This is a genomic window from Catonella sp., from assembly GCF_052173895.1.
Classification (GTDB): domain Bacteria; phylum Bacillota; class Clostridia; order Lachnospirales; family Lachnospiraceae; genus Catonella.
Genome location: NZ_JBQMXS010000045.1, coordinates 1 through 14,020 on the forward strand (window position 1 = coordinate 1; position 14,020 = coordinate 14,020).

Sequence of the window (14,020 nt, forward strand, 5' to 3'; positions counted from 1 at the left end):
CGATTAGCATTTTACTACTTATCGTTTCTTAATTTAACCAATATCTAATTTTTTTAATTAACAAGTCCGGATTTATCCATTTTCTATTCAAACCGAAAAACATATCTTACAGCCATTAGTGATTTGCCACCGATTTTTTCTTCCATATAATCATCACAAAATTCAAATCCGTAGTTTTCATAAAAATGTCTGGCTCTTCTATTTTCCTCAAGCACCCATAGAAATACTTCCCTAAATCCTTCTTTTCTTAACTCACTCATTACAGTATCCATTATTTTTTTGCCATATCCTTTACCAATATATTCCGGTAATAAATATATCGAGATCACTTCACCTGAGTCCTTATATTTTTCAATTCGTGATTTGCCAAAGGTACTTGTTCCTATATATTCACCATCTTGAACACAAACCATAGTGTTCCATCCGGGAATTTCCAAACGATTACTCCATTGTCCTTTCTGAATAGCATCTAAGTAGTTTTGTGGAATAATACCACTATAAGCATACCTCCAACTATCTTCATATATCTTGCTTATTTTATTTTTATCATCAGATGAATTAATGTATCTTATTTCCATAAATTTCCCCCTATAACTTCAAACTCTCAGTAACAAACTCCGTTGCCGTCATAATTCTAGGCTTTAAAATTCCTGATTCAATAAAATCTTTATCTCCTGTCAGTAATATATCTGCTCCGGCACTAATAGCAGCCCTAAGAATCGGACGGTCATTCATATCTCGTATTTTTACTTCAATATCATATCTTTCATTTGGAATATTTACTACCTCAAGTGTCAATAACGCTAAAGATAAGAAACTTTCTAATGCCTGTATCTTGCTTTGAAATTTTCTATTAAAAATACGACGCATTTCATCAATATTCTGTTCACAAACCATTCCATGGTTTGGATAACTGACCGCCTTCACAAATGCTTTATATGGAATACCGGCATTACTAAGCGCCGCTGAAATTAATATATTGGTATCAATAAGAACTTTCATCAATCCACACTTTCTGTACGGATTTCTTTCACCATATCCATAACTGCGGCGTCAGAAGTAAGATTTGCCTTTTCGGCTTCTCCTTTCATTTGCATCTGTAGTATCTGCATAGCATATACGGCAGAATTAATAAGTCTTACATTTCCATTTTCTACAACAAAGGTTATTCTATCTCCACAGGATACACCAAGTACTTCTCTAATATCTTTCGGAATTGTAACTTGTCCCTTAGACATAACCTTTGCATTATCTATAAATGTATTAGTTATCATTATCATTATCTCCTTTTTTATAATATAAGTAGGGAATTCCCTACTTATATTATATGCCATTCAATCAAATTATTCAATATCTTCAATTAGTCACATGACGCTAAAACAAATTAGACTCTCTATACCTACTTCCAACTCTTTCTTACTTCTTCCCCAAAAACACAGCACTACTTCCTCTAACCTCAATCTCACCTGTTAAAAATTTATCAGATACTTCCTTCCCAAAGCTATCTGAATCAAGTAATACCTTATATTCTCCTTCAGGAAGTTTAATCTTAACATCTTCATCATTTGCATTAAATATAATTAGAGTTTCTTTATATAAAGGTTTTATGTCACCTACTGTCTTATTAACAACCTTAACTCCTAACAAACCTTTATTCTTTATAAAAGTTTCTATATTTTTGCCGGCATCAGCATCTTTATCACAAAGTCCGGTAAGCTCTTTACGAAGTTTAATCAGAGCCTTGTAATACTCTACCATAACCTTGTTTTCTTCTGCAAGTTTCCAGTCAATCCTATTTAATTCTATCGGCATATTAAAGGTGTTATGCTCTCCATTTTTGGTTCTTAAAAACTCCTCGCCTGAATAAATAAATATTCTTCCCTGACAACTCATGTAAATAGCTGCTGCCAGCTTATACTGTTTAAGTCTCTTTGTTACATCCTCAGTTGTAATGCTAAGCTTATCCCAAAGCGTGTGGTTATCGTGGCAAGAAACATAGCTTATTATATGTTTAGGAGATAATCCGAATGATGTAAGTCCTTTTTCTATATTATCTACAAAATCGGGTTCACCATTTACAAATCCTGCCTCATTTTCGTAAAACACATGCCCCTTTACAGCATCTCTTATGTCATCTGAAAAAATTCCAACTCGTTCATTTAACTTAGAAACATTCTTCTTATATGCTCCTATTGCTCCTTTTTCCATATAAGACTCTCTAGCAGACCAAGGCTCACCATAAATAATCTTCTCCCCTACTCCATATTTTTCGTCAAGAGTAAGCTGAACCTTATTCATCACATCTACCGTAAGAAGTCCCATCAAATCAAAGCGGAAACCGTCTATATGGTACTCTTCAGCCCAATAAAGTACTGAATCAATAATATACTTTTCTGTCATAGGCATTTCAGAGGCTATATCATTCCCACAAGCTGAGCCATCTGAGAGTTTTCCCTTTTTATCAAGCCTGTAATGGTAATAAGGCATTGTTTTTTGAAGACTTGTATTTAAATCAAAGGTATGATTGTACACCACATCCATAATTACCCTAAAACCTTTTTTATGAAGAGCCATTACCATCTCTTTAAATTCCCTAATCCTGACTTCTCCCTTAGTCGCATCTGTTGCATATGAACCTTCAGGAATATTGTAATTAAGTGGATCATAGCCCCAGTTAAACAGGCAATCATCTCCCTCTTCATCAACAGATGCATAGTCATAAACAGGCAAAAGCTGAATGTGTGTGACTCCAAGTTCTTTTATGTGATTTAGTCCTGTCGGTAAGTTTCCCTCATTGTTTAAAGTTGTATTGTCTGCTAAAAATGCCGTATACTTGCCCCTAACCTCCTTCGGAAAGCCTCCTGCCTCATCCCACGAAAACTCCTTTATATGCATCTCATATATTATATCCTCAACAGTTTTACAAGGTGACTTATCATTTTTCCAACCTTTTGGATTAGTCTGAGTTAAATCAACTACCATGCTCCTTACACCATTAATTCCACAGGCCTTTGCATAAGGATCTGAAGATATACTTTCTTTTCCTTCTATAATAAGCAGGTAGTCATAGTATTTTCCATTTAAGTTTTTATCTGTCTTATATTCCCATACTCCCTTAGCTTTTTTCTCCATAGAAAATACAATCGCAGGCTCACCATTAGTTCCATTTTCAAAAAGTCTTAAATCTACTTTTTCTGCAATAGGTGACCAAAGCTTAAATACAGTTCCTCCTGCACTTAAACTTACTCCCAGTTCACCCACATAATTATATTTATCTTCAAATTCTTTAGTTAAGTAATAATCCTTTAGTTCTCTGGCTCTCTTATTCATAATCTATTAAAAATCCTTTCCAAATAACTTATATGTTGAAATTGTGCTTGATTATATCATGTTATTTAAAAAAATACTATGCAAATATAAATAAATTAGGTAAAATATAGTTAGCTTTGCATAACTCCAGAAAGGATATATCGTGTACAATCATTTTTTTGTATTTAAAAAACTTTTAATAAACGGACTAACATTATCAAGGATACCTATTACAATAATATTTAACTTTAGTTTATTTTATGGTAAAAATAAACTTTTCATTTGCAGCTTACTATTCCTAATAATTGCACTGACAGATTTTTTTGATGGAAAACTTGCCAGATATTATAACGTTACAAGCAGTTTCGGTGCCGTACTTGACATAAGCACAGACTTCTTCTTCATCTTTAGTGCAAGCTGTCTTTTATATATCCAAAGCCTACTTCCAATAGGTCTTATTATATTGATAGCTGTTAAATTTGCCGAGTTTTGTTTTACTTCTTACCTCATCAATAAAAAATTAAATATAAACAAGGCTTTATTTTTTGACAAAATAGGTCGCCTTGTTGCAATTATGCTGTATTCATTTCCGATTTTTGCTTTAGCATTACATACTTTTCTGCAACGAAGTATATCAAATTTAATTATTTTGTATACCATATTGCTCATTACGGGTTTGTCAGCTATTTCCATTTACCGTAGAGTTCTAAGACTAACCGATGTCAAATCAGAGATGTAAAGGAAGAATATTTATCTGATAATTATAAATATTGTATTTAAATTGTCCTAAAATATATAAAAATATAATTTCTACTTGAAAATTATTCTCTTCAGTGCTATAATATTATGGCAGTCGATAATCCTCAATAGCTCAATGGTAGAGCGCACGGCTGTTAACCGTGATGTTGTAGGTTCGAGCCCTACTTGGGGAGTTTTTATTAAAACAACATTTTAATTAAATACGGCGACATAGCCAAGCGGTAAGGCGTGGGTCTGCAACACCCTGATCACCGGTTCAAATCCGGTTGTCGCCTCTAAAAAGGAAGTTCTCTTACTCAGAGAACTTCCTTTTTATGTAATAAGAAATTTTCGAAAACTTCTATCTTATAAATGAAATTTTGTACATTTTGTATAATCAATCCTATAATTTTTGTACACTTTGCCGTTGGCTAATTATTTATTTTATATTATAATATTTTTTGTAAATATGAGTCACAATAGCATAATTCAATTATCAATTTTATATTCTTCAATATCATCAATCAAATATTAAGTTCTTCTTGGCTATTGTGGCTCATGTCTATTAATTCTAAACTATGTTTCTTCTATCTACATAATAAAAATTTCTAAGTTTTTATTTTTCAAAATATCTGCTATAATTACCTTAGGGGCATTATAGCAAATCCTAACAAAGAAAGGACTACAATGGATTACAATGCCAACCAAGAAAGAATTTGAAGAGTACGCCAAAGGACTTAACCCCATTGATGATTTGATGTTTGCAAAGATGGCAGAAAATAGGGAGTTTTGCGAGGAAATATTAAGGGTTATCTTGGATGATGACAAACTCATAGTTACCGAAAACATCCCCCAATGTAAGCTCGGAAATCTACATGGTCGTTCCATAATCATGGATGCAAAATGCATAACCGAAGATGGAAGACATATAAATATCGAAGTTCAAAAAGCCGACAACGATGACCATCTTAGGAGAGTCAGATATAATGGTGCTGTATTAACTACAAATATAACAAAAACAGGGACAAAATTTGAGTCTATTCCTGATGTTTTCATAATATTCATATCAACCTTTGACATATTCGAGTACGGATTACCTCTTTATCATGTAAAAAAAGTAGTTATAGAAACAGGGCAGGTTGTCGAAGACGGACTTACCGAAATATATGCAAATGCAGTAATTGACAACGGCTCTAAGTTTTCCAAACTAATGAGAGTTTTTACTGAAAATGATACTTATAATGCAGAGGAATTCCCTGTAACAAGTGAAATAAAAGCCAGATTTAAATTAGATAAAGGAGGTGTTATTAAGATGGACGAAACCCTACAGAAGTGGATGCGTGAAAGCGAGAAAAGAGGTGAGAAAAGAGGTGAGAAAAGAGGTGCTGAAAATGAAAAGTTCAAGATAGCCGGTGATTTGAAAAAAAGAGGCTTTACGACTAATCTAATTGCAGAAATTACAGGGCTTTCCGAGGTAGCTGTTGCTGCTCTATAAAACACTTGTTTTATTAATTTTTTTGCAAATTGATAATATTATAAGTATTTTATTCAAAAAGAACCTTTGAAAACTAAAACATAGTATTTCAAAGGTTCTTATATTTTATTCAAATCAACCTATTTACAACAACACATACTTAGCAATAAATAACACTGCAAGTACATACATAAGTGGTGTTGTTTTTTTGCCTCTTCCACCAAGAAGATGAAGTACTACATAAGAGATAACACCAAAAGCGATACCTTCTGAAATAGAGTAGGTAAAAGGCATTGCAAAGATACAAATGTATGCCGGAACTGCCTCCAAAAGGTCTGAATTCCAGTCAATCTTAGTTACCTGCTGGAGCATAAGAAAACCTACCACTATAAGAGCAGGTGCTGTTGCAAATGCAGGGATTGCAAGAAATACAGGTGCAAAGAAGAGTGCTACAAGGAAGAGAAGTCCTGACACTATAGAAGTAAAACCTGTTCTTCCACCCTCAGAGATACCCGATGAAGATTCTACAAAAGTAGTAATAGTTGATGTTCCAAGAAAAGCACCAACTATTGTTCCTACTGAATCTGCAAGCAATGCTCCCTTTATACCCTTAAGTTCGCCTTTTTCATCAAGCATATTTGCCTTGGATGCACATCCTATAAGCGTTCCAAGTGTATCGAATACATCCACAAAAAGGAAGGCAAACATAACCACAAAAAAATCTGCCGTCTTTATAAATGAAAAATCAAGCTGTCCAAGAGTAGGAGCAAGTGACGCAGGTGTATCAAATATCTTAGTCGGAAACAAACTATAGTATTTTGCATCAGGATTAGGAACATAGAGACCTACTGCCTGAAGAATCATACCTGCTACCCAAAGCACTATCATTCCAATAAGTATAGAACCTTTTACATTCTTAAATAAAAGATAAGTCATAAGCAAGATTCCACAAAGTGCAAGTATTACTGAAATTCCTGCTGAGTTAAATGTACCATTCTCTATTGAACCCTTGAACGAAAAAAGAGTTACAAGAGTAGCACCATCAACTACTATCTTAGAATTCTGAAGTCCTATAAAACATATAAACAAACCGATACCCACCGACACAGCTACCTTCAAGGTGTTTGGTATCGCATTAAATATAGCCTCACGAACATTTGTTACAGAAAGTACTATAAACACCAAGCCTTCTACAAATACCGCTGTTAAAGCCTGCTGCCAAGTATATCCCATACCCAATACTACTGAAAATGCAAAATATGCATTCAATCCCATTCCTGCTGAAAGAACGAAAGGAAGGTTGGCAAACAATGCCATACAAAATGATGCAATCGCTGATGCAAGTGCTGTAGCTGTAAATACAGCTCCCTGATCCATCCCTGTCTGTCCAAGTATACTTGGGTTTACGGCAAGAATATATGCCATTGTCATAAAGGTTGTAACACCTGCCATAGTTTCAACCTTTACATTTGTACCTCTTTCTTTCATTTTAAAAAACTGTTCCATCATAGCCTCCTTGTTTTGTTTAATACGAATATGGGCTGGTAGTTTGGCAATTAAAACAGACACCATATCCAAAAATTAAGACAGACTATACTATATCATAATAAAAAGGGGGATTCCACCCCCTTTATTATATCTTTTTCTAATGATACTTATTCAAATTAATTTTTATTATAGTTTTAATACTATCACTTATCTAACCAGTCCTATTATATCCTCACATTTCTCAGCTATATGCGTAGCTCCATATTTCTCAAATTCTTCTCTGTTGCCGTAGCCATACATTACAGCGATAGAATCCACTCCATGCTTGTTAGCCGCCTCAATATCAAACTTTCTATCGCCTATCATAACTGCACTCCTCGGATCTGTAATCCCATTCTTTTCAAAAGCACGCTTAATCATAACATCCTTATGTATAGTCTTTTCTGCATGAGTTGGCCCTGTAAGATTTACAAAATACTTATCTATTCCATGCTTTTCTATAATTCTCTCAGCTATCGGAGCAGGCTTTGAGGTAACAACCATCAGTATATGCCCCTTATCTTTAAGGCTTTCAAGCATTTTTTCAACCCCATCATACATTGGAGCAAGTAAGTAACCGGCAGACTCATAATGCTCCCTATAAATATCAATAGCCCTGTCAGCCTCCTCAGGATTCATTCCACATAAATCTCTAAACGAATCAAAAAGTGGAGGCCCTATGAATTTCATAAACTCATCATCAGAGAGCATCTTCCATCCCATTTTATCTAGTGCGTACTTTGCTGAGGCTACAATACCTTCTCCCGATTCAACAAGAGTTCCATCTAAATCAAACATTAAATATTTATACATTCTTCCTCCTCTTAAGTGGTACCTCATTTCCATCTTCATCAACTACTCTTACATTCTCAAGCTGACTTCTTATATTGCCTCTTATTGCTGCAACATAATCTTCTCTCAGTTTCTTCTGCTCCACCTTTTCTTCATCTGTAAGTCCCACTGCCTTAGACTTGTGATAAAGTTCATTTATTCTTTTGATATCTGCCTCAGTTATTCCCATTTCTGCTCCTTAAAAATTGTTCTATATAGACTAAAAGTACAGCTATATCTGACGGTGATACCCCCGATATACGACTTGCCTGTCCTACTGAAAGAGGCCTTATGTCCGATAACTTCTGCCTTGCCTCTTTCCTTATATTATCTATACTCTCATAATCTATATCTTCAGGTATTAGGCGGTTCTCCATTTTTTTAAACTGTTCCACCTGTCTGTATTCACGCTCAATATAGCCTTCGTATTTGATATTGATGTTTACCTGCTCACCTACAGCTGTAGAAAACATATTCCTATCCTCATCTATCGTTGCAAGCAGTTCATAATTAAGTTCAGGTCTCTTTATCAAATCTGCAAGAGTCACTGCTCCAAGCAAGGCTGTACTTCCATTTTTGGTAAGAAAGTCATTCACTTCTTTCTTGCCACCTATTGTCTTTCCTTTAAGCCTTTTTACCTCAGTATCAATTTCTTCCTCTTTTTTTAGCAGATTGTTATATCTTTCCTTTGAAATAAGCCCTATCTCATAACCTATTTTCGTAAGTCTTATATCTGCATTATCCTGCCTTAACAGCAGCCTATACTCTGCTCTTGAAGTCATCATCCTATAAGGCTCTTTAGTATGCTTGGTTACAAGGTCATCTATCAGCACACCTATATAAGCATCTGAACGCTTTAATATAAGAGGTTCTTTATTATCAATAAGCCTCACCGCATTGATACCTGCTATAAGCCCTTGGGCTGCCGCCTCTTCATAGCCTGAACTTCCATTAAACTGACCTGCTGCAAACAATCCTGAAACTACCTTAAATTCAAGGCTTTCCTTAAGTGTAGTAGCATCTATACAGTCATACTCTATGGCATAGGCATTTCTTACTATATGTACATTTTCAAGTCCCGGAATTGTCCTATACATAGCCACCTGTACATCCTCAGGCATGGAAGAGCTCATTCCGTCAACATACAATTCATTCGTATATTCACCCTCAGGCTCTACAAATATCTGATGACGGTCTTTATCTGCAAACCTCATCACCTTATCTTCTATTGACGGACAATATCTTGGACCTACCCCCTCTATAACTCCACCATAAAGTGGTGAACGATCAATATTTTCTCTGATTATCCTATGTGTTTCTTCATTTGTATAAGTTAAATAACAAGGTATCTGCTCTCTTCCTATGTCTTTATCCTCATTTAAAAATGAAAATGGAACTACTTTTTCATCTCCATTTTGTACTTCCATTTTAGAAAAATCTACCGTCCTTTTATCAATACGAGCTGGAGTACCTGTCTTAAACCTTCTTAATTTAATTCCAATATTGATAAGAGAATCCGTTAAATGAACAGAGGCTGAAAGCCCGTTAGGACCTGTATACTCACTTACATCTCCATAAATACATCTTGCCTTAAGATAGGTACCTGTACAAAGTATTACAGCCTTAGCTGTATATACTGCACCAGAGTAAGTCTTAACTCCTGTCACCTTACCGGCTTCTACTAAAATTTCTGCAACTTCTGCCTGCTTAATGGTAAGATTCTCCGTATTTTCAAGTACCTTGCGCATTTCTAAAGAATAAGCCTGTTTATCAGCCTGAGCTCTTAAACTATGTACCGCAGGCCCTTTTGACTTATTCAACATTTTGGATTGAATATAGGTCTTGTCTATATTTTTTCCCATTTCTCCGCCAAGTGCATCTATTTCTCTTACAAGATGCCCCTTTGAAGTGCCTCCTATATTCGGATTACAAGGCATAAGGGCTATGCTGTCCACACTTACTGTAAATACGAGAACCTTCTTACCTAGCCTTGCCGCAGCAAGTGCAGCCTCACAGCCTGCATGACCGGCTCCCACTACTATTACTTCAAAATCTTCACAAATCATATTTTCCTCAAATCTAAATTATTTATATACCTACTCCTCATAATGATATTTACAGGTATATATAATTAAGTTATTATTAATGTCCAAATTATATACAAGCCTATGTTCGTCTGTTATTCTTCTGCTGCAAACTTTTCTGTACTTAAGAATTTCAGGTTTACCAATTCCTTGCAAAATCCCTTCCCTATCAATGCTCTTTATCAGTTCATTAATTCGCTTCACGATTTTTTTGTCTTCTTTTTGCCATTCTAAATATTGCTGCCATGCCGTTGGTGTGAATACAATATTCATTATTCATATTCTCCTAACTCATCCATGGATTTTAAAACAAATTTGCCCGACTCAGCCTCTGACATCGATTTGTCTAACATAGTCAGATACTCGGCATTTCTCTTAGCTTTCATTATATCATTATATTGTGCTTCTGACATCATTACTACATTCTGATTTTTCGGTCTTGAAACAATTAAAGTTTCCCCATCAAAAACCTTATCGCAAAATGATTTAAAATTCTCCCTTACATCCATACTTTTTACTGCTAGCATCACCAACACCTCGTTTCATTATAAAAACCGTATTATTTTTCGTACTTTTATTATACTCTATTATTATAATCATGTCAAAATATTACTTTTCTTATATAAAAGGACTAAGTCAAAGCCTCTGACTTTCATCAGATAACTTTTACTTAGTCCTTATTATTTTAATAAGTCACTTCAAATATGAAAAAATTTTAAGCATATACCGTTTTGCGTGTATCACTCTTAATCATCTTATAAACCACATAGCACATAGGAAGTATCATCACCAGCGAAACACCGTTTACTATAGTAACTCCTATTCCTTTCGGAACAAAATCTTCTAATAATCCCATAAAATTATTTGCCATATGCAACATTATCGTAAAAAGTAAATTTCTTTTCTTTTCATAAACTATGCCTGCCACAATTCCCATAAGGCTTGCATATACAATGGCAACAGGGTTCATATGATATGCACCGAAGATTATTGCTGAAACAAGTATTGATATCCAAGCCGGAAATACTTTTCTAAAAGAGCCAAGTACAACTCCTCTAAATATAACTTCCTCTACAATAGGAGCTGCAATTACTGCACTTAGAAAAACTCCATGCAAACTCCCTCCACCAATCATTCCATTTCCTTCTTTCATTGCAGCAAGCTGTGCCTGAAACATAGGCAGCTTTCCTGCAATTATAAGCCAGATAAATGAAATTCCTGAAACTCCGATGCCTGCTACAAGGCTTAATCCTGTATCTTTCGAATTAAACTTTGTCTTAAGCTCATCCTCATCCCTTCTTACTACTAACTTATATATTACAAAGAATATAATCAGCTGTATTAAGGCTATAAGAATGTCTGAAAGATACATAAACTCTATGAACTGCTGCATCGGTATCTTCAAAATTCCTAAAAACAGTTCAAATGTCAGCATATTCAAAGTCCTTGACAGAAAATAATATGCTATGATTGAAACTATCGGTAAAATTATAAACCAAAGTTTATACAATAAATTTGCATTATTTTTAGTCATGTTCTGCCTCTAAATTATTTTTTCTTTAATTCTGCAATTTTCTTCTCAATTTCATCAATCTTAGCAAGACCTTCGTTAATAGTCTTAATCTCGTCCTCTGTAAAATCAGCCTTTGATGCCTCTAACTGCTCTTTTAAGAACTCAGCATAAGGTTTTTCAACATTTGTTTCTACCTGATCCTTCTTGATTTTTGAGAATAATTTATTCCATGTATCCTGATTCTCTGCAAAAATCTTATTTTCCTCCTCATAAAGTGGTGCTGTTGGATTATCTGATGCAGCTGACTGTTCTGAAGTTACTGAAGAAGTTACACCATTTCCTGCCTTTATCTCATCAATAATCTTAAGAATTTTTGCCTGCTTATCCTCATCTTCAATAGCACCTACTATCGGATCTCCAACAATATTTCCATTCTTATCAACTATAACTGTTGTAGGGAAACTAAATATTTTTCTAACATATTCATGGTCATTTGGAAGAATTAAGTTTCTATAAGTTGCCCCCTGCTTTGAAAGGATTTCTTTTGCCTCTGCAAATCCTTTTTCATCACTTGCTGTTCCTGCATTTATACCTATAAGTTCTGCTCCCTTTTCCTTAAGTTTCTTATTGAACTCCTCAAGTGCAGGCATTTCATTTACACAAGCTGAGCAGCCGTTGAACCAGAAATTTACAAGTGTTGCCTCATTTTTGCTAAATAAGCTTTCATCAACATCATTTCCGTCAAAATCCTTACCCTTAAAGCCTGGGAATTTCTCACTTGCCGCCTTATTGCTGCTTGTCATTGCCTTACTACCTGTATTACTTCCGCTATTTCCACTGTTTCCACAAGCTGTTATTGATGCAGCAAGCATAGCTGTTACGATAAATACAGGTAAAATTCTCTTAATTGTCATCTTTGTTTTCATTGTTCTTTTCTCCTTAATTTACACTTTTTGTTGTTTTATTCTTGTTAAGCTCACGAGCCTTTTCAAGCAGTTGCATTTTTTCAGGTCCCCAGTTTACACTGATTGACTTGGTAGGACAGACCTTCACACACTCTCCACAGCGAATACATTCCATATGTGCAGTATTTTTAGTAATGTCCACTTCCATCTTACAGGTTCTTGCACATTTTCCACAAGAAATACAGGTATTTTCATCAACCTTGTAATGAAGGAAGGAAACCTTGTTAAACAGAGCATACAAAGCTCCCAAAGGACATATCCATTTACAAAACGGACGATAAACCATTATACTAAGCACTATAATACTTATAAGAATCATAAGTTTCCAAGTAAATAACTTGCCAAGTGTTGCTCTTATAGCCGGATTTGCTATTGAAAGAGGTATGCCTCCTTCTAAAATTCCCTGTGGACAGATGTACTTACAAAAATATGGTGAGGCAAGTCCTGCTTTATTATTCATAAATGTCGGCAAGATAATAACTGCAACTACCAAAATTATATACTTCGTATATGTTAGAAATTTAAGTTTTGTAGTTCTAAATTTCTTGCTTGGAATCTTGTGGAGCATATCCTGAAACCATCCAAATGGGCAGAGGAAACCACAAATAAATCTTGCAAATACTACACCAAAAAATATTATTATACCTGTAATATAGTAGGTAAGAGCGAAATCCCTTGAACCAACTACCGCCTGAAAAGAACCTATCGGACAGGCTCCGGTTGCTCCGGGGCAGGAATAACAGTTAAGTCCCGGCACACAGGCAATTTTGCCTTTTCCCTGATATAAGGTTCCCTTAAAAAAGTTTGGAAGATGAACATTAGTTAATAGCGTTGCTATCATCTGTACCATAGTCCTGCTTTTTAGAAAATCCTTAAATGAACCTTTTTTCTTTTTCTTTACTACCTTCTTTTCCACTGTATTCACCCTTTCAGTTTATCCTATTCCTACACACTCTAAGCATAAGTTCATCGCTTTAGTAAATACGGTTTTAGCCTCTCCACGATATGCCCCAAAACCTATGAAAGCAACTGATATGGCAAGTAATATTACTTGTACCGTAAGCTTTTGCTTGGTAGACTTGAATGTTATCTTATCCATCCATATACCTCCTTATTCTTCTCGCTTGTCTTATTGACAATATGGATTATAACATAAACGATGTAAAGTTTTTGTTAAGAAAAAAATTACTACTATGAAAAAGAAAAAAATAGCTACAATTTTGTGTATAAAAAAGGCTCTAAACCTAATTATAAAAGGGTTTAGAGTCTTTTTACTTTACTTTATACCATACTCTTCATATAGCCTATGTCTCATCTCTTCATCTTCTAATACTGTATTCACCATACCATTTTTACCCTCTGACAGTAATATACTTATTAACCTAGCAAGGAAATTCTCTCCTATTGCTTCTCCTCTCGCCTGTCCTCTCGCTTCTCCTCTCGCCTCTCCTATTGCCTGTCCTCTCGCTTCTCCTCTCGCTTCTGCTCTTGCAAACATCGGTTCAAAAAATTTCTCCATACTCTTTCCTCCTAGTATAATAATGATGTAGTCAATCAAGACTACTTGGTTAATAAGTTT

Annotated in this window: 16 protein-coding genes, 2 tRNA genes and 1 pseudogene; 4 read left to right on the top strand and 15 right to left on the bottom strand. The window is 34.9% G+C overall.

Translation table 11 applies throughout. The annotated features are described in order from the left end of the window. Window positions 1-83: 83 nt before the first annotated feature. The 4 genes from ACTTG8_RS08360 to pulA all read right to left on the bottom strand — a co-directional run bounded on the left by ACTTG8_RS08360 (window position 84) and on the right by pulA (window position 3,330). Window positions 84-578, bottom strand: coding sequence for a GNAT family N-acetyltransferase (locus ACTTG8_RS08360; protein WP_442561669.1), 495 nt, complete (start codon window positions 576-578; stop codon window positions 84-86). 10 nt (window positions 579-588) lie between these two features. Next, the gene (locus tag ACTTG8_RS08365) at window positions 589-1,002 is read right to left on the bottom strand and encodes a putative toxin-antitoxin system toxin component, PIN family (RefSeq protein ID WP_442561670.1); all 414 of its coding nucleotides are present in this window, start codon (window positions 1,000-1,002) and stop codon (window positions 589-591) included. Continuing rightward, window positions 1,002-1,274, bottom strand: coding sequence for an AbrB/MazE/SpoVT family DNA-binding domain-containing protein (locus ACTTG8_RS08370; RefSeq protein ID WP_442561671.1), 273 nt, complete (start codon window positions 1,272-1,274; stop codon window positions 1,002-1,004). The genes ACTTG8_RS08365 and ACTTG8_RS08370 overlap by 1 nt, the downstream gene beginning before the upstream one ends. A 142-nt stretch (window positions 1,275-1,416) precedes the next feature. Next, window positions 1,417-3,330, bottom strand: coding sequence for a type I pullulanase (gene pulA, locus ACTTG8_RS08375; protein WP_442561672.1), 1,914 nt, complete (start codon window positions 3,328-3,330; stop codon window positions 1,417-1,419). A 142-nt stretch (window positions 3,331-3,472) separates the two neighbouring features. On the opposite strand from pulA, the gene ACTTG8_RS08380 reads away from it, so the two are divergent. The 4 genes from ACTTG8_RS08380 (at window position 3,473) to ACTTG8_RS08395 (ending at window position 5,542) form a co-directional block, all read left to right on the top strand. Then, on the top strand, window positions 3,473-4,048 hold the full coding sequence (locus ACTTG8_RS08380; protein ID WP_442561673.1) for a CDP-alcohol phosphatidyltransferase family protein: 576 nt from the start codon (window positions 3,473-3,475) through the stop codon (window positions 4,046-4,048). Between the two features lie 121 nt (window positions 4,049-4,169). Beyond that, a tRNA-Asn gene (locus tag ACTTG8_RS08385) sits at window positions 4,170-4,241 on the top strand. A 31-nt stretch (window positions 4,242-4,272) separates the two neighbouring features. Continuing rightward, window positions 4,273-4,343: transfer RNA gene (locus ACTTG8_RS08390), tRNA-Cys, on the top strand. Window positions 4,344-4,744: 401 nt separating this feature from the next. Then, window positions 4,745-5,542: an Rpn family recombination-promoting nuclease/putative transposase gene (locus tag ACTTG8_RS08395; protein ID WP_442561674.1), complete on the top strand. Its 798-nt coding sequence runs from the start codon at window positions 4,745-4,747 to the stop codon at window positions 5,540-5,542. Between the two features lie 123 nt (window positions 5,543-5,665). Here ACTTG8_RS08395 and ACTTG8_RS08400 read toward each other — a convergent pair whose 3' ends face one another. The 11 genes and pseudogenes from ACTTG8_RS08400 to ACTTG8_RS08450 all read right to left on the bottom strand — a co-directional run. Further along, the gene (locus ACTTG8_RS08400) at window positions 5,666-7,027 is read right to left on the bottom strand and encodes an NCS2 family permease (RefSeq protein WP_442561683.1); all 1,362 of its coding nucleotides are present in this window, start codon (window positions 7,025-7,027) and stop codon (window positions 5,666-5,668) included. 189 nt (window positions 7,028-7,216) lie between these two features. Next, on the bottom strand, window positions 7,217-7,861 hold the full coding sequence (locus tag ACTTG8_RS08405; RefSeq protein ID WP_442561675.1) for an HAD hydrolase-like protein: 645 nt from the start codon (window positions 7,859-7,861) through the stop codon (window positions 7,217-7,219). Beyond that, window positions 7,854-8,069, bottom strand: coding sequence for a DUF896 domain-containing protein (locus tag ACTTG8_RS08410; RefSeq protein ID WP_442561676.1), 216 nt, complete (start codon window positions 8,067-8,069; stop codon window positions 7,854-7,856). The genes ACTTG8_RS08405 and ACTTG8_RS08410 overlap by 8 nt, the downstream gene beginning before the upstream one ends. Beyond that, entirely contained in the window at window positions 8,056-9,945 is a 1,890-nt protein-coding gene (gene mnmG, locus ACTTG8_RS08415; protein WP_442561677.1) for a tRNA uridine-5-carboxymethylaminomethyl(34) synthesis enzyme MnmG, read from the bottom strand. The genes ACTTG8_RS08410 and mnmG overlap by 14 nt, the downstream gene beginning before the upstream one ends. A 30-nt stretch (window positions 9,946-9,975) precedes the next feature. Next, a complete protein-coding gene (locus tag ACTTG8_RS08420; RefSeq protein WP_442561678.1) occupies window positions 9,976-10,236 on the bottom strand; it encodes a Txe/YoeB family addiction module toxin in 261 nt (86 codons plus the stop codon). Continuing rightward, window positions 10,236-10,490: a type II toxin-antitoxin system Phd/YefM family antitoxin gene (locus tag ACTTG8_RS08425; RefSeq protein WP_442561679.1), complete on the bottom strand. Its 255-nt coding sequence runs from the start codon at window positions 10,488-10,490 to the stop codon at window positions 10,236-10,238. The genes ACTTG8_RS08420 and ACTTG8_RS08425 overlap by 1 nt, the downstream gene beginning before the upstream one ends. A gap of 188 nt (window positions 10,491-10,678) precedes the next feature. Beyond that, window positions 10,679-11,497 (bottom strand): CPBP family intramembrane glutamic endopeptidase, encoded by an 819-nt coding sequence (locus ACTTG8_RS08430; protein WP_442561680.1) that lies wholly within the window; start codon window positions 11,495-11,497, stop codon window positions 10,679-10,681. A gap of 14 nt (window positions 11,498-11,511) precedes the next feature. Beyond that, window positions 11,512-12,402, bottom strand: a complete 891-nt coding sequence (locus ACTTG8_RS08435; protein ID WP_442561681.1) for a TlpA family protein disulfide reductase — start codon at window positions 12,400-12,402, stop codon at window positions 11,512-11,514. Between the two features lie 13 nt (window positions 12,403-12,415). Beyond that, a complete protein-coding gene (locus ACTTG8_RS08440; RefSeq protein WP_442561684.1) occupies window positions 12,416-13,282 on the bottom strand; it encodes a 4Fe-4S binding protein in 867 nt (288 codons plus the stop codon). 93 nt (window positions 13,283-13,375) lie between these two features. Then, entirely contained in the window at window positions 13,376-13,540 is a 165-nt protein-coding gene (locus tag ACTTG8_RS08445; RefSeq protein WP_442561682.1) for a CD1871A family CXXC motif-containing protein, read from the bottom strand. A gap of 177 nt (window positions 13,541-13,717) precedes the next feature. After that, window positions 13,718-14,020, bottom strand: a pseudogene (locus ACTTG8_RS08450) (hypothetical protein); the annotation flags it as partial.